This window comes from Thermus thermamylovorans (assembly GCF_004307015.1).
Lineage (GTDB): Bacteria > Deinococcota > Deinococci > Deinococcales > Thermaceae > Thermus > Thermus thermamylovorans.
The window spans coordinates 71,361-92,334 of the sequence record NZ_SIJL01000010.1 but is presented as its reverse complement, the minus strand read 5'-3'; the positions used below and the strand labels follow the sequence as shown (position 1 = coordinate 92,334).

At 68.6% G+C, this 20,974-nt stretch carries 19 protein-coding genes; 9 read left to right on the top strand and 10 right to left on the bottom strand.

Features of this window, described 5'->3' with window-relative positions; all coding sequences use genetic code 11:
* From ETP66_RS12230 to ETP66_RS08705, 3 genes are all read right to left on the bottom strand, one after another.
* Positions 1–208: hypothetical protein (locus ETP66_RS12230; RefSeq protein WP_236630178.1), on the bottom strand; the 208-nt coding region annotated here is incomplete at its 3' end.
* A 129-nt stretch (positions 209–337) separates the two neighbouring features.
* Entirely contained in the window at positions 338–1,531 is a 1,194-nt protein-coding gene (locus ETP66_RS08710) for an AAA family ATPase (RefSeq protein WP_130842247.1), read from the bottom strand.
* Complete coding sequence (locus ETP66_RS08705; RefSeq protein WP_130842246.1) at positions 1,512–2,816, bottom strand: MiaB/RimO family radical SAM methylthiotransferase; 1,305 nt, start codon at positions 2,814–2,816, stop codon at positions 1,512–1,514. The genes ETP66_RS08710 and ETP66_RS08705 overlap by 20 nt, the downstream gene beginning before the upstream one ends.
* A 165-nt stretch (positions 2,817–2,981) precedes the next feature.
* Between ETP66_RS08705 and ETP66_RS08700 the strand changes: the two genes are divergently transcribed.
* Genes ETP66_RS08700 through ETP66_RS08690 form a run of 4 tightly spaced genes read left to right on the top strand, consistent with a single transcriptional unit; the run spans position 2,982 to position 9,848 of the window.
* Positions 2,982–7,955 carry an LAGLIDADG family homing endonuclease gene (locus tag ETP66_RS08700; protein ID WP_430731881.1) on the top strand — a complete coding sequence of 1,658 codons (4,974 nt, stop codon included), beginning with the start codon at positions 2,982–2,984 and terminating at the stop codon, positions 7,953–7,955.
* Positions 7,901–8,377: a TSCPD domain-containing protein gene (locus tag ETP66_RS12225; RefSeq protein WP_236630174.1), complete on the top strand. Its 477-nt coding sequence runs from the start codon at positions 7,901–7,903 to the stop codon at positions 8,375–8,377. The genes ETP66_RS08700 and ETP66_RS12225 overlap by 55 nt, the downstream gene beginning before the upstream one ends.
* Before the next feature lie 51 nt (positions 8,378–8,428).
* Positions 8,429–9,046: a phosphoribosylanthranilate isomerase gene (locus ETP66_RS08695; RefSeq protein WP_130842245.1), complete on the top strand. Its 618-nt coding sequence runs from the start codon at positions 8,429–8,431 to the stop codon at positions 9,044–9,046.
* A gap of 7 nt (positions 9,047–9,053) precedes the next feature.
* Positions 9,054–9,848: an inositol monophosphatase family protein gene (locus ETP66_RS08690; protein ID WP_130842244.1), complete on the top strand. Its 795-nt coding sequence runs from the start codon at positions 9,054–9,056 to the stop codon at positions 9,846–9,848.
* A 91-nt stretch (positions 9,849–9,939) separates the two neighbouring features.
* Here ETP66_RS08690 and ETP66_RS08685 read toward each other — a convergent pair whose 3' ends face one another.
* Positions 9,940–10,326: a M67 family metallopeptidase gene (locus ETP66_RS08685; RefSeq protein WP_236630173.1), complete on the bottom strand. Its 387-nt coding sequence runs from the start codon at positions 10,324–10,326 to the stop codon at positions 9,940–9,942.
* Positions 10,327–10,391: 65 nt separating this feature from the next.
* Between ETP66_RS08685 and ETP66_RS08680 the strand changes: the two genes are divergently transcribed.
* The 5 genes from ETP66_RS08680 (at position 10,392) to ETP66_RS08660 (ending at position 17,938) form a co-directional block, all read left to right on the top strand.
* Positions 10,392–12,374 (top strand): elongation factor G, encoded by a 1,983-nt coding sequence (locus ETP66_RS08680; protein WP_130842250.1) that lies wholly within the window; start codon positions 10,392–10,394, stop codon positions 12,372–12,374.
* An 80-nt stretch (positions 12,375–12,454) separates the two neighbouring features.
* Positions 12,455–13,363 (top strand): AAA family ATPase, encoded by a 909-nt coding sequence (locus ETP66_RS08675; protein WP_130842243.1) that lies wholly within the window; start codon positions 12,455–12,457, stop codon positions 13,361–13,363.
* On the top strand, positions 13,360–15,756 hold the full coding sequence (ppsA, locus tag ETP66_RS08670) for a phosphoenolpyruvate synthase (protein WP_130842242.1): 2,397 nt from the start codon (positions 13,360–13,362) through the stop codon (positions 15,754–15,756). The genes ETP66_RS08675 and ppsA overlap by 4 nt, the downstream gene beginning before the upstream one ends.
* Before the next feature lie 33 nt (positions 15,757–15,789).
* Positions 15,790–16,464: a response regulator transcription factor gene (locus tag ETP66_RS08665; protein ID WP_130842241.1), complete on the top strand. Its 675-nt coding sequence runs from the start codon at positions 15,790–15,792 to the stop codon at positions 16,462–16,464.
* A 67-nt stretch (positions 16,465–16,531) separates the two neighbouring features.
* Complete coding sequence (locus ETP66_RS08660) at positions 16,532–17,938, top strand: sensor histidine kinase (RefSeq protein WP_130842240.1); 1,407 nt, start codon at positions 16,532–16,534, stop codon at positions 17,936–17,938.
* Here ETP66_RS08660 and ETP66_RS08655 read toward each other — a convergent pair.
* The 6 genes from ETP66_RS08655 to ETP66_RS08630 are packed head-to-tail and all read right to left on the bottom strand — an operon-like array spanning position 17,892 to position 20,931.
* Positions 17,892–18,248, bottom strand: coding sequence for a DUF2089 domain-containing protein (locus ETP66_RS08655; protein WP_130842239.1), 357 nt, complete (start codon positions 18,246–18,248; stop codon positions 17,892–17,894). The two genes, ETP66_RS08660 and ETP66_RS08655, sit on opposite strands and share 47 nt — an antisense overlap.
* A gap of 5 nt (positions 18,249–18,253) precedes the next feature.
* Complete coding sequence (locus ETP66_RS08650) at positions 18,254–19,438, bottom strand: MFS transporter (RefSeq protein WP_130842238.1); 1,185 nt, start codon at positions 19,436–19,438, stop codon at positions 18,254–18,256.
* Positions 19,425–19,694 (bottom strand): hypothetical protein, encoded by a 270-nt coding sequence (locus tag ETP66_RS08645; protein WP_130842237.1) that lies wholly within the window; start codon positions 19,692–19,694, stop codon positions 19,425–19,427. The genes ETP66_RS08650 and ETP66_RS08645 overlap by 14 nt, the downstream gene beginning before the upstream one ends.
* The gene (locus tag ETP66_RS08640; protein ID WP_130842236.1) at positions 19,691–20,062 is read right to left on the bottom strand and encodes an SHOCT-like domain-containing protein; all 372 of its coding nucleotides are present in this window, start codon (positions 20,060–20,062) and stop codon (positions 19,691–19,693) included. The genes ETP66_RS08645 and ETP66_RS08640 overlap by 4 nt, the downstream gene beginning before the upstream one ends.
* A gap of 1 nt (position 20,063) precedes the next feature.
* Positions 20,064–20,741, bottom strand: coding sequence for an SHOCT-like domain-containing protein (locus ETP66_RS12510; RefSeq protein WP_130842235.1), 678 nt, complete (start codon positions 20,739–20,741; stop codon positions 20,064–20,066).
* Entirely contained in the window at positions 20,731–20,931 is a 201-nt protein-coding gene (locus ETP66_RS08630) for a hypothetical protein (RefSeq protein ID WP_130842234.1), read from the bottom strand. Before ETP66_RS08630 ends, ETP66_RS12510 begins: the two co-directional genes overlap by 11 nt.
* Positions 20,932–20,974: the final 43 nt, after the last annotated feature.

The following is a 20,974-nucleotide window of genomic DNA, read 5'->3' as shown; positions in this document are numbered from 1 at the left end:
GGTGAATATCCGAAAAGGGGGAAAAACCCAGATATAGCCCGTACTGAGTGGCCAGCCCGTCAAGTCGACTGCGAATATGGGGCCCAAACATCTTTGGACAAAGATCGTCAGCATCCATCAGCACCAGTACTCCTTGCGCACCCATGCGCTTGAAGTACTGCAAGACCCGTTGCCATTCTGTGCTATTGAGCGTCTCCTTTTTGTCCAAGGCTTTGCCCCTCGAGAGTCGATAGGGTCGACCCGTCAAGGAAATGTAGGGACATATCAATCTCCAAAGAATAGGTACTGACTCAACCTCGCCTTGCCCTTCTACAATAATTCCGATCTTTCTCGACATCTACTCTACTCTGAGGGGGTAGAAGAGAGGAGTCTCTTTGTCGCTTTCAAGCGACTCTTCAAAAGAAAGCTGCTCGTTCCTCAACAATTCCCCTAGGGTAAAAAGATGCTCCCGAACCATGTGCCTTTGTTGGGGGTGAATTTGGCGAATAAAAGTCTTCCCTCTTATCATTTCTGCAATGAATACCCTATCCGGATCAAGCTCCGGATGATCCAATAAATCTGGGCTATGTGTAGTAACGAGAATCGGCTTTTCACTGGCCGCCTCTAAAAGACCATCGGTGAGTTTACGCATAGCAGCAGGGTGGAGTGCCACCTCGGGTTCCTCAATCGCCACCATAGAAAGCCCTGGCTGAAAGGCAGCAACAAGCAAAGCCGTAGCTCTAAGTGTTCCGTCGGACATAGAGTGGGCCATAAAGCGCCAAGCGTTCTTGTTATCCCATTCTTGTTTAAATTCTAACGTTTCTTTTGGGCCCAGGCTTTTCTTGTACACATCCTCTAAACCAGGAATCAACGCGGAGAGGTATTCCTTAATGCGAACCTTGCGGTCGTCCGGAAGCCGATCCAATGCCGAGGCCAGGTTTCTTCCGTCTCGGCGTAGAAACGGGTAGGGGTCAGGGTCTTGAAGCTGCCGAATTGCTTCTGGGTTGGGGTTGTAACCGGCAATCCGTGTGAGCGTGAGATACAAGTCCTTAAGTCCGGGTTCCCCAGTTACTGAACGAAGAAAGAGGTCATCCTGCCTGGGTTCGGCGGAGAAGGAGCGGGATGCTTCTATAAGTTTTCCACCACGCACCTCGTACGAAACGAGGGTATCACCGGGCGGCAAGTTACGCACAATTCTAGCACTTTCCCTTACAACAACATAGTCTCTCTCCCTTGGGCCAACCTCAAAAAAATAGATAGCATTTACCTCAATCTTCTCATCTCCCCAAAATATAGAGTCTTTAAGATGTACTTCTAACGAAAAATTAGGGGGGCGACGACTAGCCCTCCGACGAACCTCTTCGACTCCACCCCGCTCTCGTAAAGCATATTCCAAGCGCACATTAAGTGCGTCCGCAACGAACCGGAGGGCATCTACCACATTGCTTTTCCCTGCACCGTTCCGGCCCACAAGAACAGTCAACCGCTCTAGAGGCAAGTCAACCTGATGTAGACTTTTGTAATTCTTTGCCTTAAACCGGCTTAGAAGCATGTTGACCCCATTCTACCACCGTAGGTGCCACCTGTCCTATGAGGACATACCCTTCAACTCCCTCCACCTCCGCCCACACCGTCTCCCCCGGCCGGGCGGGGCCGGAGAGCCGGGCCTCGTAGTAGTCAGGGGTGTGGCCCAAGGCCAAGCCGTTCTGGATTCTCTCCACCAAGACCTCCACCTGGCTCCCCAGCTTGGACCTCATGCGTTCCTCCGCCAGACGCTGGGCCAAAGCGATGATCTCCTTGGTGCGCCGCTTGCGCACCTCCGGCGGCACCTGGGGCATGGCCGCGGCCCGGGTCTTGGGCCGGGGGGTGTAGGTGAAGGCGTGGACCCGGGTGGGCCGGAGCTCTTCCAGGAAGGCCAGGGTCTCCCGGTGCTCCTCCTCGGTCTCCGTGGGAAGCCCGGCGATCACGTCGGTGGTGAGGGCAAAGCCGGGGATGAGCTCGTAGGCCCGCTGGACCAGGGCTCGATAGTAGGCCTTGTCGTAGCGGCGGCCCATGAGCCTCAGGAGGCGGTCCGAACCCGTCTGCAGGGAGAGGTGCAGGTGGGGCCGCACCTCGGGGGCATACCGGGCGAGGACCCGGAGGAGGTCCTCCCCCGTGTCCTCGGGCTCGAGGGAGGAAAGCCGCACCTTGGCCCCCAGATGGTAGAGGTCCTCCACCAGGCCCGCAAGGCCCTTGGGATGACCCCGGTAGCTGCCGAGGCGCACCCCGGTGAGGACGATCTCCTTCACCCCCACCCGCAGGAGGGCCTCGGCCTCGGCCAGGGCCTCCCTATAGTCCCGGTGGCGCTCCTTGCCCCTGAGGCGGGGGATGATGCAGTAGGCGCACCCCGCCTGGCAGCCGTCTTGCACCTTGAGGAAGGCCCGCACCCGGCCGTTCAAAAGCCCCCTTTCCCCCGCCCCCCAGAACGCGTTGGGGGGGGTGGTGATGGGGTCCGAGGGGAGGCCGAAGCGCTCCAGGATCACCCTGGGAAGCTCCGCCTTGCGGCTGTTGGGCACCACGGCATCCGCCCCCAGTTCCCGCACCGCCTCAGGGGAGAGTTCGGCGTAGCACCCGGTGACCACGATGAAAGCCCCTGGATTGGCCCGCCTCGCCCGGCGGATCTCCTTGCGGGCGTCCGCCTCGGCGGTGGTGGTCACCGCGCAGGTGTTGATGACCACCAGGTCGGCCCCCGCCTCCAGAGGGACCACCTCCGGCTCCAGGGCCTTGAGGAAGCCCAGGAGGGCCTCGGTCTCCACCTGGTTTACCTTGCACCCCAGGGTGCGGAAGGCCGCGCGCACCCTTCCTATTCTTGGTAGGCTTGGGGGATCTAGTCAACGCAGGTGCCAACTGTGACCCTTCCCACTTGCCGCCGGACCCCATGAGTAGTAGGATGCAGCCTGTTCACCCCAAGATGTGGGGGGAAGCCTCGAGGGGGATGTATGGAGCGCCGTTCCGAAGTACCTATGCCGACCTTCGACGAGCACGCCCAGGCCATCGCCAAGCGCCAGTACCTGCAGGAGGGGGACGGGGACATCCTGGGCATGTTCCGCCGGGTGGCCCGGGAGATCGCCAAGGTGGAAAGGCCGGAGGACCGCGCCTTTTGGGAGGAGCGCTTCTTCGAGCTCATGAGCTCCAAGCGCTTCTCCCCCGGGGGGCGGATCCTGGCGGGGGCGGGCACCCCCCACGGCAACCTCCTCAACTGCTTCGTGCAAGGGGCCACGGAAAACCCCCCGGAGAGCTTCGCCGGGATCATGGAGGTGGCCAAGAAGCTGGCCCTGGTCACCAAGGTGGGTGGGGGGAACGGGGTCAACCTGGACCCCTACCGCTCCCGGGGGAACCGCAAGCGCCAGGCGGTGCGGGGGGTGGCCTACCTGGCCGCGGGGCACCCGGACGTGGAGGACTTCATCCGGGGCCTCATGCGCCCCCCCACCAATCCCGACGGCGCCAAGGAGGAGATCGCCCTCAAGAACTTCGTGCGGGTGGTCTACGGGGAGCTAGCCCCCGAGCTCAAGGCCCTGGCGGAGCGCCACGGGGTCCTCACGGTGAAAGAGCCCCCCAAGGAGCGCATCCTGGTGCCGGACGACATGGGGGGCATCATCGAGGCCGCCAAGGAGGCCGCGGACCTGGCCCGGCGGGGCCAGGAGCCCCACGTGGACTTTAGCCTCCTCCGGCCGGAAGGGGCCCCCATCCGGGGCTCCGGGGGGACCAGCTCGGGGCCGGTGAGCTTCCTCTTCGAGATCTTCGACCACTTCCTGGAGTGGGCCGCCCTGGGGGCGGAGGGGGCGGGACCGGTGGCCACCCTGCGCTACGTGTACGCCCCCGTGCTCCGGGTGGTGCGCCAGGGAGGCACGAGGAGGGGTGCGGGCATGGCCACCCTCGCCATCGAGCACCCCGACCTCCTGGACTTCCTCACCGCCAAGGATCTGGACCGGGAGAAGGCCGAGGGGGACATCTCCACCTTCAACATCTCCGTCCTGGTCACGGACGCCTTCATGAAGGCCCTGGAGGAGGACGCCCTCTGGCCCGTGGCCCCCGTGGAGGTGCCCGGCAAGTACTACCCCCACCCGGTGGAGGGCCCCTACACGGGGAAGGTGCCCGAGCTCCCCGAGCGGGGGGACGGGGCCAAGCCCGTGCCCCTCTACGGGGGCAAGGTGCCCGCCCGCTGGCTCTGGCACGAGATCGCCTGGCACGCCTGGGCCACGGGGGAGCCGGGCCTCATCTTCGTGGACCGGATCAACGGGCTTTCTGCCCTCAAGGGTTTGGGCGAACGCTACCAGATTCGCTCCACCAACCCCTGCTTCGTAGGCCCCACCCGCATCCCCACCGAGTACGGCCTGGTGCCCATCGCCGAGCTGGCTGAGAAGGGGAGCTTTTTCCTGGTCACCGACAACCGCGCCCCCTTTGGGGGGATGGGCCAGCCCCTGCCGCAGACGGGCACCGCCGTGCGCCGGGCGGCCAAAGCCTTCTTCACCGGAACGAAGCCCGTGGTGCGCCTCAGGACCCGGGAGGGCCTCGAGCTCACCCTCACCCCCGACCACCTGGTCCTCACCCCAGAAGGCTACCGGGAAGCGGGGGCGCTGAAGCCGGGGGATCGCGTCCTGGTGCAAAGCGGGGAGGGACTTTTCCCCAAGGAAGACCTCCTCCCTGCCCCCGCCCTGGCGGTGGCCCGGGAACGGGTGGCCGCCGCGGGAAGCCGGAGTGGGCGGGGCCGGGAGGATGTGAAGGGCCAGTACGCCCGCCTGCCCACCCGTTGGAGCCCGGAGCTGGGCGCGGCCCTGGGCTGGCTTCTGGGCGATGGGTACCTGCGGGAGGATGGGGTGGGGTTCTACTTCTCGCGAAAGGACTACGAGGAGGTGTCCTGGCTTCCCACCCTGCTCCAGGACTGGTTCGGAGGAGGTACCCTCCAAGAAACCCCCTCCAACACCTACCACCTCCACTTCAACCGGATTCCCGCCGAGTTCTTCCAAGCCCTGGGGGTGAAGCCCGCCAAGGCCACGGAGAAGCGGGTTCCCGAAAGCCTCTTCCGGGCGCCCCGGGAGGCGGTGGTGGGGTTCTTGCGGGGCCTCTTCAGCGCCGATGGCTCGGTCCAGGTCAACCCCAGCAAACAGGACGCCACCATACGCTTGGCCTCCTCCAGTCTGGGGCTTCTGCAAGACGTCCAGCTTCTCCTCCTCAACCTGGGCATCTACGGGAAAATCCACCGGCGGCGGGCGGCGGGAGAAAAGCTCCTCCCCGATGGCCGGGGAGGCCACAAGGCCTACCCCGTGGCCGAGCAGTACGAGCTCATCCTGGGAGCGCAAAGCCGCGACCGCTTCGCCGAGGTGGTGGGCTTTCTCCAGCCGGAAAAGCAGGCGAAGCTCCGGGCCTTCTTGCGGGAACGCCCTAGGGGAAGCTACCGCAAGCCCTTTGTGGCCACGGTGGCCTCGGTGGAGGCCGCAGGTACGGCGCCTGTGTACGACCTCACCGAACCGGTCACCCACAGCCTGGTGGCAGGTGGGCTCGTCTGCCACAACTGCGGGGAGATCCCCCTCACCGTGGGCGAGCCCTGCGACCTGGGGGCCCTGAACCTGGCCGCCTACGTGCGGGACGGGGAGTTCCAGATGGCGGAGTTCCGCCAGGACGTCCACACCGCCATTCGCTTCCTGGACAACGTGCTGGACGCGAACCAGTTCGCCCTCGAGGACAACGAGGAGGCGGCCAAGCGCTTGCGCAGGCTCGGCCTCGGGGTCATGGGCCTGGCGGACGCCCTCATCCGGATGGGCCTCCCCTACTCCTCGGAGAAGGCCCGGGAGAAGGTCTACGCGATCATCTCCGCCCTGCGGGAGGAGGCCATAAGGGCCTCGGAGGCCCTGGCCGAGGAGCGGGGCCCCTTCCCCCTCTACGAGGAACACCGGGAATACTTCCAGGCCCTGGGGGTGAGGCCGAGGCGCAACGTGGCCGTCCTCACCGTGGCCCCCACGGGCACCACCAGCATGCTCATGGGGGTCAGTAGCGGCATCGAGCCCGTCTTCAGCCCCTTCGTCTGGCGCAGGATTGGCGGGGAGTACAAACCCCTTCTGCACCCCCTCTTCGTGGAGCTCATGGAGGCCTACCCGTCCCATCCCGATTACGCCAGGGACGGCGGGTGGGACTGGGAGAAGATCATCGCCGCCATCCAGGAGGACGGCCACGGCTCGGTGAAGCGCCTTCCCTTCGTGCCCGAAGCGATCCGGGAGGTCTTCGAGTGCGCCCACGACATCAGCCCCCTGGACCACGTGCGCATGCAGGGGGCGGTGCAGCGGGCCTTCGACGCCGAGGGCCTGGCGGGCAACAGCCTCTCCAAGTGCATCGCCAAGGGCACCCTAATACCCACCTCCCGGGGGCTTATCCCCGTAGAGGACATCGCGCCTCCGCACCCAGAGGACACCTTTGTCCCCGTGGAGGGGCTCTACACCGCCGAGGGGTACCGCATCACGGCCCATTACTACGCTGGGAAAAAACGGGCGGTGAGGATTCGCCTGGATAACGGTGCGGAACTCGTGGGGGCTTGGGAGAGCCATCGGGTGCTCACCCCCGACGGTTGGCGCCTCATGCGGGACCTCTCGCCCGGGGATGTGGTGCTGGGCAAGCTGGTGCCCTCTCACGGCCCGGGGGGCGCCCCCCTTCCGCAGGATTACCCTCTCCTGACCAATGCCAACAACCTGCCCCTGCCCGAACACATGTCCCCTGATCTGGCCCTCTTCCTGGGCATGATGGCCGCGGATGGGTCCACGGTGGAGAGCACGGGCTTTGTGGGCATCGCCACCAAGAGCGAGGAGGTAGAGGCGGTATTCCGGGATGTGGTCCAGAAGCTCTTCGGGGTCCAACCCAGGTGTACCCTGGACCGGCGCACCGGGGTACGCAACCTGTACCTGACTTCCCGGCGCCTGGTCCGCTTCGTGGAGGACCTGATCGGCAAAGGGGCCCGGAACAAGCGAACCCCCCACCAGATCCTGCAGGGCAGCCCCGAAGAGAAGCTGGCCTTCCTCCGAGGGCTCACCCTCGACGGGTACGCCCGGCCTGACCTTGGCCTGGTGGTCTATGAGGGGCGGAGCCAGCGCCTGGCCTACGAGGCGGCGGAGCTGGCCCGCAGTTTCGGTCTGCCCACGGTCCACCAAGGGCGCAAACGGGTGGAAGGGCCGAAGGAACGCTACCTCGTCCACTCCGTGGTGGTTTCGGGCCCCCTGCAGGACCTCATCCTGCCCGTGGAGGCCCACAAGCGTATACCTAGGGTGGAGAAGCTCTACCGGGTCTTCGTCCCCGAAGCCCTGGTCGCCTCCTCGCACGTGGGCACGGGCCACCCGGGATACGCCAACCTGAAGTCCATACGCCAAAGGCGGGTCCAGGTGGCCTACAACCGGACCGCGGATCGCCTGGGCTGGCCCACGGAGACCCTGGCCTACCGGGTGGTGGAGGTGCGGGAGGCGGGCGAAGAGGAAATGTACGACATCGAGGTGGACGCGGTCCACAGCTACGTGGTCAACGGGGTGATCTCCCACAACACCATCAACCTGCCCAACCACGCCTCCGTGGAGGACGTGGAGGCCGCCTACGCCGAGGCCTACCGCACNAGGACGTGGAGGCCGCCTACGCCGAGGCCTACCGCACGGGGTGCAAGGGGATCACCGTCTACCGGGATGGCTCCCGGGAGTTCCAGGTGCTCACGGTCAAAAAGGAGGAGAAGAAGGCCGAGCCCACCCCCGAGCCCGGGGCGGACCTTGGTCACGGGCAAAGCCCGTACCTTGGTCACGGGCAAAGCCCGTACCTTGAGGCCCAGGAAGCCCCGTCCTCCAAAGCGGCCTCCCCCGCCAAACCCGGACAGCCGGTCTATGAGCGTCCGGGGAGGCTTTTGGGCTTCACCGACATGGTCAAGCTCCTCTCCCCCGACGGGGGCAAGCGGAGCTTCCTGGTCACGGTGAACCTGCTGGGGGACAAGCCCATCGAGGTCATCCTCACCTCGGGGAAGGCGGGGGATGAGGCCAACGCCGACTCCGAGGCCCTGGGCCGGGTGGTGTCCATCGCCCTGCAGTACGGGGTGCCCCCCGAGGCCCTGATCCGTACCCTTCGGGGGATCAACGGCGGGCTTTACGGCACCTACCAGGGGAGGCTGGTGTCCAGCAAGGCCGACCTCATCGCCGTGGCCCTGGAGACCATCCCGGAGGCCTTCAAGGGCACCCCGGCGGCCCCGCCCCAGCCGACGGCGGAGCCCCTCCCGAGCCTCTCCGGAGGCGGCATAGAGCTGGCGGGAGCCAGCCCGTGCCCGTCCTGCGGGGAAAAGGCCCTGGTACGGGAGGAGGGGTGCTGGAACTGCCAGGCCTGCGGCTACTCCAAGTGCGGGTAGGGCGCTGGGCGCTAGAGGCCGGGCCCTTTGGCCCGGCCTTATACTTTCCCCATGGGCGTCCGGGTGAAGATCTGCGGCCTCACCCGCCTCGAGGACGCCCTCCTGGCGGAGGCCCTGGGGGCCCATGCCCTGGGCTTCGTCCTCGCCCCCGGCTCCAAAAGGCGCATCTCCCCGGAAACCGCCCGGACCATCTCGGAGGCTTTGGGGCCCTTCGTGGTGCGGGTGGGGGTCTTCCGGGACCAGGGGCCGGAGGAGGTGCTCAAGCTGATGGAGGCGGCCCGGCTCCAGGTGGCCCAGCTCCACGGGGCCGAGCCCCCGGAGTGGGCGGAACGGGTGGGGCGCTTTTTCCCGGTGGTCAAGGCCTTCTCCCTGGAGGGCCCGGCCAGGCCCGAGTGGGCGGCGTACCCGGCCCAAGCCCTCCTCCTGGACGGGAAAGCCCCCGGAAGCGGGGAGGGCTACCCTAGGGCTTGGGCCCGGCCCCTCCTGGAAACCGGGGCCAGGGTCATCCTGGCGGGGGGCCTCACCCCGGAGAACCTGGGGGAAGTTCTTCCCCTAAAACCCTACGCCCTGGACCTGGCCAGCGGGGTGGAGGAGGCCCCGGGGGTGAAGAGCCCGGCGCGGCTCAGGGCCCTCTTCGCCCGCCTGGAAGCCTGGAACCGGGGCGTATGATGGGGGCGTGATCGGCAGGAAGCACCCCCTCTTTCCCTACCTCGAGGCCATGCTGGAGGCCGCCCACCTGGCCCAGGGCATCCACCGCTACTACCTGGAACGGGGCTTCACCCAGGGCACCAAGTCCGGCCCCACCGACCTGGTGACCCAGGCGGACCGGGAGTCGGAGGAGGCCATCAAGGAACTCCTCCTCCTTCGCTTTCCTGAGGCGGGCTTTTGGGGGGAAGAGGGGGGAAGCGAGGGCGGCAAGGCCCTGCGTTTCATCGTGGACCCCCTGGACGGCACGGTGAACTACGCCCATGGCTTTCCCTTCTACGGCGTTTCCATCGCCCTCGAGGTGGAGGGCCAGATCCAGGTGGGCGTGGTCCTGGATACCAGCCGGGACGAGGCCTTCTACGCGGTGCGGGGGCAAGGGGCCTTTCTAAACGGCCGGCCCATCCGGGTCACGGAGCGGGGGGAGCTTCTGGGCAGCCTCCTCGCCACCGGCTTCCCCTACGACGTGGCCCGGGATCAGGAAAACCTCACCTACTTCCAGCGGGCCCTGGCCAAAGGGCTTCTCGTGCGCCGCCCCGGGGCCGCCGCCTTGGACCTGGCCTACGTGGCCGCGGGGCGCCTGGAGGGCTTCTGGGAGGTGAAGCTCAACCCCTGGGATGTGGCCGCGGGCTGGCTTTTGGTGGAGGAGGCGGGGGGAAAGGTGACCGACCTGGAGGGGAAGCCCTACCGCCTGGGCCACCGCTACCTCGTGGCCAGCAACGGGCGCATCCATGAGGCCCTCCTCCGCACCCTCCTGGGCCAGGGCTGAGGGCCCCGTCGCGGCCCACGCCACGACGGGGGCCCCGAGAACGAGGACCCCTTCTCCTTTGCCCTGTGGGGCAGGGCCTGTGCGCGGGCGCCTAGGGCAGGAGGGCCAGGGCCACCTCCTGCCCCTGGGGGAGGAGGAAAGCCCGGACCCCGTCGGTGCCGAAGATGACGTAGGGCACCCGCCAGCGGGCCTCCTGGATGTCCCTGGGGCTGGGGAAGGCGGGGCCTTTGGGGTGGGAGTGGTAGATGGCGAGGAGGCTGAGCCCCGCCCCCTCCAGCTCCCTCAAGGCCCTAAGGAGGGCCAAGGGCTCGGCCAGGTAGCCCGTGAGGGGCTCGGGGTGGGCGTTGGGCAGGGGGAGGACCCTTTCCACCTCGCGCCTTCCCGCCCAAAGCCCCACCCCCTCCCGGGGGGCCTCCCGGGCCAGGTGGGCACGGGTGGCCTCCAAGACCCTCCTGGGCACGTAGAGCACCTGGGACAACCGCCCCTCCCTAGGCCCTATACTATGGGCACCAAGAAGGAGGGACCATGGCCAAGCTGGCTGCCCTGACCCGAACCGTCGCCCTGGTGGGCCATGCGGGAAGCGGCAAAACCACCCTCGCCGAGGCGCTCCTCCACAGGACCGGGGCCAAGGAGCGGATGGGCCGGGTGGAGGACGGCACCACCACCACCGACTACACCCCCGAGGCCAAGCTCCACCGCACCACGGTGCGCACCGGGGTGGCTCCCTTGAAGCACAAGGGGCACCGCATCTTCCTCCTGGACGCCCCTGGCTACGGCGACTTCGTGGGGGAGATAAGGGGGGCCCTGGAGGCCGCGGACGCCGCCTTGGTGGCGGTTTCCGCGGAGGCGGGGGTGCAGGTGGGCACGGAACGGGCCTGGACCGTGGCGGAAAGGCTTGCTCTCCCCCGCATGGTGGTGGTCACCAAGCTGGACAAGGGGGGGGACTACTACGCCCTCCTGGAGGACCTCCGGGCCACCCTGGGCCCCATCCTGCCCATCGACCTGCCCCTCTTCGAGGGGGGGCGCTGGGTGGGGCTCATCGACGTCTTCCACGGCAAGGCCTACCGCTGCCGGGACGGCCTCGAGGCCGAGGTGCCCCTGCCCGAGGGGGAGAGGGAGCGGGCGGAGCGCTTCCGCCAGGAGGTCCTCGAGGCCATCGTGGAGACGGACGAGGGCCTCCTGGAGAAGTACCTGGAGGGAGAAGAGGTTACGGGGGAGGCCCTGGAAAAGGCCTTCCACGAGGCGGTGCGCCAAGGGCTCCTCTTTCCCGTGGCCCTGGCCTCGGGCACCGAGGGGATCGGCATCCTGCCCCTTCTGGACCTCATCCTGGAGGCCCTGCCCTCCCCCGAGGAGCGCTTCGGGGAAGGTCCCGCCCTGGCCAAGGTCTTCAAGGTGCAGGTGGACCCCTTCATGGGCCAGGTGGCCTACGTGCGCCTCTACCGGGGCCGGCTGAAGCCGGGGGACGCCCTCTTGAGCGAGGCCGGGCCGGTGCGCCTCCCCCACCTCTACGTGCCCATGGGGAAGGACCTCCTGGAGGTGGAGGAGGCGGAGGGGGGCTACATCCTGGGCCTGCCCAAGGCGGAGGGGCTCCACCGGGGGATGGTCCTGTGGCAAGGGGAAAAGCCCGAAAGCGAGGCCGTGCCCTTTGCCCGCCTGCCCGACCCCAACGTGCCCGTGGCCATACGGCCCAAAGGCCGCACGGACGAGGCCAAGCTGGGGGAGGCCTTGAGGAAGCTTTTGGAGGAGGACCCGAGCCTAAAGCTGGAGCGCCAGGAGGAGACGGGGGAGTTCCTCCTCTGGGGCCACGGGGAGCTCCACCTCACCACCGCCAAGGAGCGCCTGGCGGGCTACGGGGTGGAGGTGGACTATAGCGTTCCCAAGGTGCCTTACCGGGAGACCATCCGCCGGGTGGCCGAGGGCCAGGGCAAGTATAAGAAGCAGACCGGGGGGCACGGCCAGTACGGGGACGTCTGGCTCCGCCTGGAGCCCGCCCCCGAGTACGGCTTCGAGTGGCGCATCACCGGGGGGGTCATCCCCAGCAAGTACCAGGAGGCCATCGAGGAGGGGATCCTGGAGGCGGCCAAGAAGGGGGTCCTGGCGGGCTACCCGGTGATGGGCTTCAAGGCCATCGTCTATAACGGCTCCTACCACGAGGTGGACTCCAGCGACCTCGCCTTCCAGATCGCCGCCAGCCTCGCCTTCAAAAAGGTGATGGAGCAGGCCAGTCCCGTCCTCCTGGAGCCCATCTACCAGATCAAGGTGCTGGCCCCTCAGGAACGGGTGGGGGACATCCTCTCCGACCTCCAGGCCCGCAGGGGGCGCATCCTGGGCATGGAGCAGGAGGGGGCTCTGGCGGCGGTGCGGGCCGAGGTGCCCCTCTCGGAGGTGTTGGAGTACTACAAGGCCCTCCCCAGCCTCACCGGGGGGGCGGGGGCCTACACCCTGGAGTTCAGCCACTACGCGGAGGTGCCCCCCCACCTGGTCCAGCGGATCGTGCAGGAGCGGAGGGCGGCGGAGGGCCAGTGACGCCCCCCCGCCGCCTTGGCGCCCTGGGCCCGGCGGGTTTCCCGCGGGGAGGGTAACCTGGGGGGAGGAGGCTTAGGGTCATGGCGGAAGTCCTCCCCCAGGCGCTCGCCCGGCTCCAGGAGGCCCTCGGCGGGGCCCTCTTCGGCCAGGAGGAGGCCATCGAGGCCCTCCTGGCCACGGTCCTGGCCCGGGGACACGCCCTCCTTGAGGGGGTGCCGGGCCTGGGCAAGACCCTTCTGGCGGAAAGCTTCGCCCAGGGAAGCGGCCTCAGCTACAAGCGCATCCAGTTCACCCCCGACCTCCTGCCCCAGGACCTCACGGGGAGCGAGGTCTTCCGGGAGGGGCGCTTTGAGTTCCTCAGGGGGCCCCTCTTCGCCCAGGTGGTCCTGGCGGACGAGGTGAACCGGGCCCCCCCCAAGGTGCAGTCCGCCCTCCTGGAGGCCATGCAGGAGCGGGCGGTGACCGCAGGGGGGGTGCGCCACCCCCTGCCCGAACCCTTCTTCGTGGTGGCCACGCAAAACCCTTTAGAGCTTGAGGGCACCTACCCTCTGCCCGAGGCCCAGCTGGACCGCTTCACCGCCAAGATCCCCTTCCGCCCCCCCAGGCGGGAGGTGTGGCTAAGGATCCTCACGGAAGAGCCAAAGGTACCTGAGCCCCAAGGGGTGGACTTCCTCAGGGCCCAGGCCGAGGCGCGGGAGGTGCGGGTGGCCAAGGAGGCCCTGGAGGCCATCACCCACGTGGCCTTCCTCACCGGAGAGGACGGGCGCCTGCGCATGGGCCTCTCCCCCCGGGGGGCTAAGGCCTGGCTGGCCCTGGCTCGGGCCCTCGCCTACCTGCGGGGCAAGCCCCTGGTGGACTGGAAGGAGCTCAAGGACGCCGCCTTCCTCGCCCTCCCCCACCGCCTCTTCCTGACGGAGGAGGCCCTCTACGAGGGGGAAACCGCCGAGGGGGTGCTTAGGGAGGTGCTCAGGAAAGGAGGGGTACCGTGAAGTGGGTGCGCTCATTCCACGAGGTGGGCCTGGAGGACGTGCCCCTGGTGGGGGGCAAGAACGCTTCCTTGGGAGAGATGATCCGGGAGCTTTCCCCCTTGGGGGTGAAGGTGCCCGGGGGGTTCGCCACCACCAGCGAGGCCTACTGGCACTTCCTGGAGCATAACCGCCTGGAGGAGGCCATCGCCGGGGAGCTAAAGACCCTGGACCCCGACGACCCCGCCGCCTTGCAGCGGGCGAGCCGCCGCCTGCGGAACCTGATCCTGAAGGGGGAGTACCCGGAGGACCTGGAGGCGGAGATCCGCCTGGCCTACCGCAGGCTTTCCGAGGAGGCAGGGGAGGAGGCCCTCCCCGTGGCCGTGCGCAGTAGCGCCACCGCCGAGGACCTTCCCACCGCCAGCTTCGCCGGGCAGCAGGAGAGCTACCTCCACGTGCAGGGGGAGGAGGACCTCCTCCTCCATGTGAAGCGGGCCATGGCGAGCCTCTTCACCGCCCGGGCCATCAGCTACCGGGCCCACATGGGCTTCGACCACCTCAAGGTGGCCCTCTCCGTGGGGGTGCAGCGCATGGTGCGGGCGGACACCGCCTCTAGCGGGGTCATCTTCACCCTGGACCCCGACACCGGCCACCCGGGCTTCGTCTACCTCACCGCCATCTGGGGCCTGGGGGAGAACATCGTCCAGGGACGCGTGGCCCCCGACGGGTACTACGTGCACAAGGAGACCCTGCGGGCGGGGTACCGGGCCTTGGTCTACAAGCGCCTGGGGGCCAAGGAGCTCACCCTGGCCTTCGACCCCAAGGAGGGCCGCCTCAAGAACCGCCCCACCCCGCCCTACCTCAGGGGCCAGTTTGCCCTTTCCGACGAAGAAGCCCTGCTCCTGGCGGACTGGTCCATAAAGATCGAAGAACACTACAGCCGGAAGCGGGGCACCCCCACCCCCATGGACATCGAGTGGGCCAAGGACGGCCCCACGGGGGAGCTCTTCGTCCTCCAGGCCCGGCCCGAAACCGTCCACTCCCAAAAGGCCCCGGTCCTCAGGATCTACCGCCTCCTCGCGCGGGGGGAGGTCTTGGCGGAGGGCCTGGCGGTGGGGGAGGCCATCGCCACGGGCCGGGCCCGGGTGCTCAAGGACCCGAGGGAAATGGAACATTTCCAGGAGGGGGAGGTGCTGGTCACCGAGACCACCAACCCCGACTGGGAGCCCATCATGAAGCGGGCGGCGGCCATCGTCACGGAACGGGGCGGGCGCACCTCCCACGCGGCCATCGTGGCCCGGGAGCTGGGGGTGCCCGCGGTGGTGGGGGCCCTGGGGGCCACCCGGCTCATCCCCGATGGGGCGGCGGTCACGGTGTCCTGCGCCGAGGGGGAGGTGGGCCGGGTCTACCGGGGGGCGCTGCCCTTTGAGGTGGAAGAGATCCGCCCCGAGGCCCTGCCCAAGACCCGCACCCGGATCCTGGTGAACGTGGGCACCCCGGACGAGGCCCTGAGGGCCAGCCTCCTTCCCACGGACGGGGTGGGGCTTTTGCGCATGGAGTTCGTCTTCGCCAGCCACGTGCGGGTCCATCCCTTGGCCCTCACCCGCTTTGAGACCCTGCCCCAGGAGGTGAAGCGCCAGGTGGCGGAGCTCACCGAGGCCTACCCCGACAAACGGGCCTACTTCGTGGACCGCCTCGCCCAGGGGATCGGCCTCATCGCCGCCGCCTTCTACCCCAGGCCCGTCCTCCTGCGCTTTTCCGACTTCAAGACCAACGAGTACGCCCGCCTCATCGGGGGGCACCTCTTCGAGCCCAAGGAGGAAAACCCCATGCTGGGCTGGCGGGGGGCGAGCCGCTACTACCACCCGGACTACAAGGAGGGCTTCCTCCTCGAGGTCCAGGCGGTGAGGAAGGTACGGGAGGCGATGGGCCTCAAGAACCTCCAGGTGATGGTCCCCTTCTGCCGCACCCCGGAGGAGGGGAGGCGGGTTTTGGAGGTGATGGCGGAAGGGGGCCTCAGGCGGGGGGAAGACGGCCTCCAGGTCTACGTGATGGCGGAGATCCCCTCCAACGTCCTGGAGGCCGAGGCCTTCGCCGAGCTCTTCGACGGCTTCTCCATCGGCTCCAATGACCTCACCCAGCTCGCCTTAGGCCTGGACCGGGACTCGGAGCGGGTGGCGGAGCTCTTCGACGAGCGCAGCCCCACGGTCAAGGCCCTCTGCGCCCTCCTCATCGAGAAGGCCCATGCCCGGGGGAAGAAGGTGGGCATCTGCGGCCAGGCCCCCTCGGACTACCCGGAGTTCGCCGCCTTCCTGGTGGAACGGGGGATCGACTCCCTGAGCCTTAACCCCGACGCCCTCCTGCGCACGGTGCGGAAGGTGGCGGAGATCGAGGCGGACCTGGGGGCGCCCACCTAGCTTTCTCATGAGAAAGCGGGTATCCTGAGGAGCATGGAACCCCCGCTGATCCTCATCGTGGAGGACGAAAAGGACATCGCCCGCTTCATCGAGCTGGAGCTGCAGGCAGAGGGCTACCGCACCGAGGTGGCCTACGACGGCATTACCGGGCTTTCCCGGTTCCGGGAGGTGAACCCCAACCTGGTGATCCTGGACCTGATGCTCCCGGTCATGGACGGGATCGAGGTGGCCAAGCGCATACGGAAGACCTCCAACGTGCCTATCCTCATCCTCACCGCCAAGGACCGGGTGGAGGACAAGGTGGAGGGCCTGGACGCGGGGGCCGACGACTACCTGGTCAAGCCCTTCTCCATCGAGGAGCTCCTGGCCCGGGTGAGGGCCCACCTCCGCCGGGTGAGCCCGGCCATCACCGGGGAGATCCGGGTGGCGGACCTCATCATCAACCTGGAGGGGCGGGAGGTCTTCCGCTCGGGCAGGCGCATCGAGCTTTCCAACAAGGAGTTCGAGCTTTTGGAGCTCCTCGCCAAGAACCCGGGGAAGGTCTTCGGCCGCTACGAGATCGAGGAGAAGGTCTGGCCCGGCTACCAGGGGGGGAGCAACGTGGTGGACGTGTACATCGGCTACCTGCGCAAGAAGCTGGAGGCCGGGGGGGAACGCCGGCTCATCCACACGGTGCGGGGGGTAGGGTACGTGCTCCGCGAGGACTGATGCCCCGTCCTAGGCGGCAGGCGGGAGGGCCCCCCAGCCCTCCTCCCGGGAAGGGTGACCCGGTCCCATGACCCTGCGCTCCCGCATCACCTTCCTCACCACGGGCCTCCTCCTCGTGGCCCTGCTGGTCCTGGGGCTCGCCCTGGAAGGGCTTTTGCGGGGCTTTCTTTACCGCAACCTGCGCCTGGAGCTCCTGGAGGCCAGCGGCCAGGTGGTGCGCCTCCTGAACCTAGGGGGGCAGGCCCTTTTGGAGGCCGGCCTCCCCGTGAGCCTCTACGCCGAGCTGGCGCTCCTTCCCGAGGAGGACCCCGCCCTCCTGGCGCGGGAGGGGGGGATCAGCCTGCAGCGGAGCCCGGCCCTGGGCAACCAGCGCCTCCTCCTCCGGGAGGAGGACTACCGCCTCCTCCTGGAGCGGGGGGAGGCCTGGGCCTACCCCGAGCTTCCCCGGGAGGGGGCACCCCTTAGGCTTCTGGTCTACGCCCGCCGGGTGGAGGTGGACCTCTCCGGCGCGGTGTGGCCCGGCGTGCTCCTGGTGGGCCGCCCGGTGGAAGACCTCGAGGCCACCCTGGCCCAGTTCACCCGCATCTACGCGGGCACCGCCCTCCTGGTCCTGGCCCTGGCCGCCCTCCTGGCCCGCTCCCTGGTGGCCCGGGCCCTCACCCCCTTGGAGTGGGTGGCGAGGCGGGCCGAGGCCATGACGGAGCGGCCGGAGCCTCTGCCCGAGCCCGAGGGGCGGGACGAGGTGGCGGCCTTGGTGCGGGCCCTGAACGGCATGCTCTCCCGGATGGAGGAGGCCTTCCAGGCCCAGACCCGCTTCCTCCAGGACGCCTCCCACGAGCTCCGTACCCCCCTCACCGCCATCCTGGGCCACGTGGGCTACCTCCTCCGGCGCACCCCCCTCACCGAGGCCCAGCGGGAAAGCCTTGAGGTGGTCAGGCGGGAGGCGGAGCGGATGGGCAAGCTGGTTTCGGACCTCCTGGACCTCTCCCAAAGCGGCACCTGGCGGATCGAGCCCGCCCCGGTGCGGGTCCAGGACCTCCTGGAGGAGGCCCGGGAGGAGTTCGCCAAAAGCTTCGAGGGGGAGATCCGGGTGGAGGCTCCCCCGGACCTCTTCGTGCGGGGGGACCCGGATCGGCTCCACCAGGTCCTGGCCAACCTGCTCTCCAACGCCCTCAAGGCCGGGGCGCGGCGCGTGGGGCTCAAGGCCTTCGACCTGGGGGAGCGGGTGGTGGTGCGGGTGGAGGACGACGGGGAGGGCATCCCCAAGGAGCACCTCCCCCACCTCTTCGAGCGCTTTTACCGGGTGGACAAGGCGCGGGACCGGGAACGGGGGGGGTCGGGGCTGGGCCTGGCCATCGTGAAGGCCATCCTCGAGGCCCACGGGGGAGAGGTTTGGGTGGAGAGCGAGGTGGGCCGGGGCACGGCCTTCAGCTTCTCTCTCCCCGCAAGCGAGCCACCGCCTCCTCCAGGCTGATCTCCCCCCGCCTCAGGGCCTCCAGCACCTCCAGGCGCTCCTCCCCCTGCTCCTCCCCCTCGTAGCCCAGGGCCTTCAGGAGGGCGTCCAGCCGGGCCCGCACCGTGGGGTAGGAGACCCCGAGGACCCGCTCCACCTCCTTCAGGTTCCCCCGGGTCTTCACGAAGAGCCTTAGAAAGTCCAGGTGTTCCTTGGGCAAAAGGGCGAACTCGTTGGCCTGGAAGCGGCCGTGCACCTCGGTGCCGCAAGAGGGACAAAAGAGGGCCTTCACCGCCAAAGGGCCCTCGCAAGCCGGGCAACGTACGGGCATCCTTCTCAAGGACGCACCCCCTTCCAAACCCAAAGCCATCCCAAGGCCAGAAGCCCCACCAGCCCCCCCGCCAGGAGGAAGACCTCCCCTAGGTCCAGCCGGGCCAGGAGGGGGGAGGCCAGGGCCAGGCCCAAGGGCTGGGCCCCCAGGGCGAGGGCCTGGGCCAGGCCGGAAACCCGGCCCAGCCTGCCGGGGTCCACCCGCCCCTGCAGGAGGGTTAGGGCCAGGATGTTCAGGAAGGCCGCCGCTACCCCGGCGGCCCCTAAGGAGGCCAGGGCCCAGGACAAGCGGTCCGCCAGGCCCAGCCCCCCCACCCCCAGGCCCAGGGCCAGGGCCGCCAGGGGGAAAGCCCCCGGGGGAACGGGGCGCAGGTTGAGGTAGAGCATGCCGCAAAGCTGCCCCAGGAAGAGGGAGCCGCTCAGGAGCCCGTACCCCCCTGGCCCTGCCCCCAGGGCCTGGGCCAGGGGGGCCATGAGGGGGCCCACGGGGGCCAGGACCAGGTTGATGAGGAAGGCCGCCAGGACCAAAAAGGCGAGGGGGCGGTCCCGAAGCAGGGTCCACAGGCCCTCCAAAACCCCTCCCTCCCCGCTCCCTGCCCCCCGGCCCCCCGCCTGGGGATCGGGAAGCCCCAGGGCGGGGAGGAGGCCCAGGGCCAGGAGGGCCACCCCCACCAGGAGGGCCCCCGCCACCCCCAAAAGCCCCGTGGCCGCCCCGGCGGCGGCGGAGGAGGCCATGAGGCTAAAGGTGATCCCCAGGCTCATGGCGGCGTTGGCCTGCTGGTAGACCTCCCGGGGGACCAGAAGGGGCTGAAGGGCCGCCAGGGCCGGGAGGCGGAGCCCGGTGACCAGGGCGGAAAGCCCCACCAGGAGGTAGACCCCCGGGAGGGGCAGGGCGCGGAGGACCGCCAGGACCAGGAGGAGCTGGAGGAGGACGTCCGCCCCTTGGGAGAGGAGGATCTGCTGCCTTTTGCTCCCCCGGTCGGCCAGAAGCCCCCCCAAGGGGGCCGCCAGGACCAGGCCCAAGGAGGCCACCAGGGCCAGCTGGGCCGGGGCTGCGGGGGAACCGGTGCGCTCCAGGACCCACCAGAGGAGGGGAACCTCGGTGAAGCCGAAGCTCAGGTTGGTGAGGAGGCGGGAGAGGAAAAGCCGCCGGAAGGCGGGAACCCCCAGGGGATGGCTAGAGGAGGCCAAGGCGCACCTCCACCTCTCCCGCCCGCACCTCCACCAGGGGAAGGGGCGGCAGGAGCCTGAGGGTGAAGACGCCCCAAAGGAGAGGCCCCAGGGGCCTCGGGTGGGGTCCTAAAGGGGCCCTTCTCAGGAAGAGCAGGAGGAGGAGGGCCCACTCCAGGGCGAAAAGGGGCAAGGGGAGGAAAAGGGGGAAGGGGAAGGGCCCCCGCACCACCAGGTAGAGGCACCGGGGGCGCAATGGGGGAAGGCCCCGCCTCACACCACCTCCACCAGGATATGCACCGGCCCGTCCTCCTCCTCCGCCGCTACCTCCACCAGCTTGCCCTCGGGGACCCCCTCCTTGACCAGGGCCAGGAGGTCCTTGAGGTTTACCCCTCGGCGCCCCAGGGCCAGCTTGGCCTCCTCGGGCAGGAACCCCTCCAGGAGTTCCGCCAGGGCCAGGGGCAGGTTGACCTGCACCCGCACCGGCTTGCCCCCTTCCTCGGCCTCCACCCGCACCCGGAGGAGCCGGGCCGGCCCCGGGGCCTTGGGCTTTGGCCCCGCCATGGCCTCCAGGAGGGCCAAAGCCTCCTCCACGCCGATTTCCCCTGCCTTCAGCATCTCCAGCACCCGCCGCTTCTCCTCCATCTCAGGCCTCCAGTTCCAGGTTGCCCATCCGCACCCGGGCCGAGAGCCTGGCCCGGCCTTCCCCCAGGACTCCCCGGAAGCCCCCCGGCCCCGCCACCCGGCGCCAGGGACCCTCCGCCTCCACCTGGCCCAAACGGGCCTCGGCCTCCACCAGGAGGTCCGAGCCCGGCAGGAAGCGGAGCTCGGCGTTGCCCGCCTGGACCAGGAGGCGGTGCTCCCCCTCCCAGAGGAGGAGGCCTGCCTCCAGGTTGCCTCCTACCAGGTCCAGGTCCAGCCCCACCAGGGCCTCCCCCTCCAGGTTGGCTCCCAGGGCCCGGCCCCTGAGGGCCACCCGGGCGAGCTCCACGTTGCTCCCCCTGGCCTCCAGGGCCAGCCACACCCCCTCCGGCACCCGGAGCGCCCCCTCGCCGAAGGCCACCCGGTACAGGTACCCTTCCTCCTCCCGCGCCAGGGTGCCCCCCTTGCCCTCGGGCTCCGCCAGGCCCGCCACCCCCCGCACTTCCAGGTTGGCCCCCGTGGCCAGGATCCGGATCTGGGGGTGGCCTGGGGCCGGGGAGGCCGCGGGCGCCTCCGCCTCCGGCCTTTCCCGCTCCTCCAGGACCGCCAGAAGCTCCAGGGCTTCCTCGGGGGAAAGGACCCCCTCCCGCACCATCTCCAGGATGCGCCGCTTATCCTCCATGCCGGACCTCCTCCATACCCCATCCCGCAGGCTTGGGCTCCAGCCATTCGGCCAAGAGGCGGAACCAACGGGCGAGCCGCCTCCGCCAAGGGGTTCTAAGGGGCCGAAGAAGCCGCTCCCGCTGGGCTTCCGCAAGGAGCTCCCGGTGCCGCTCCTTGGCCGCCTCCAGGTCCAGCCCAAACCCGCCCATGCCTCACCTCCTTACCTCAGAGTGTAAGGCATGGCTTTATAAT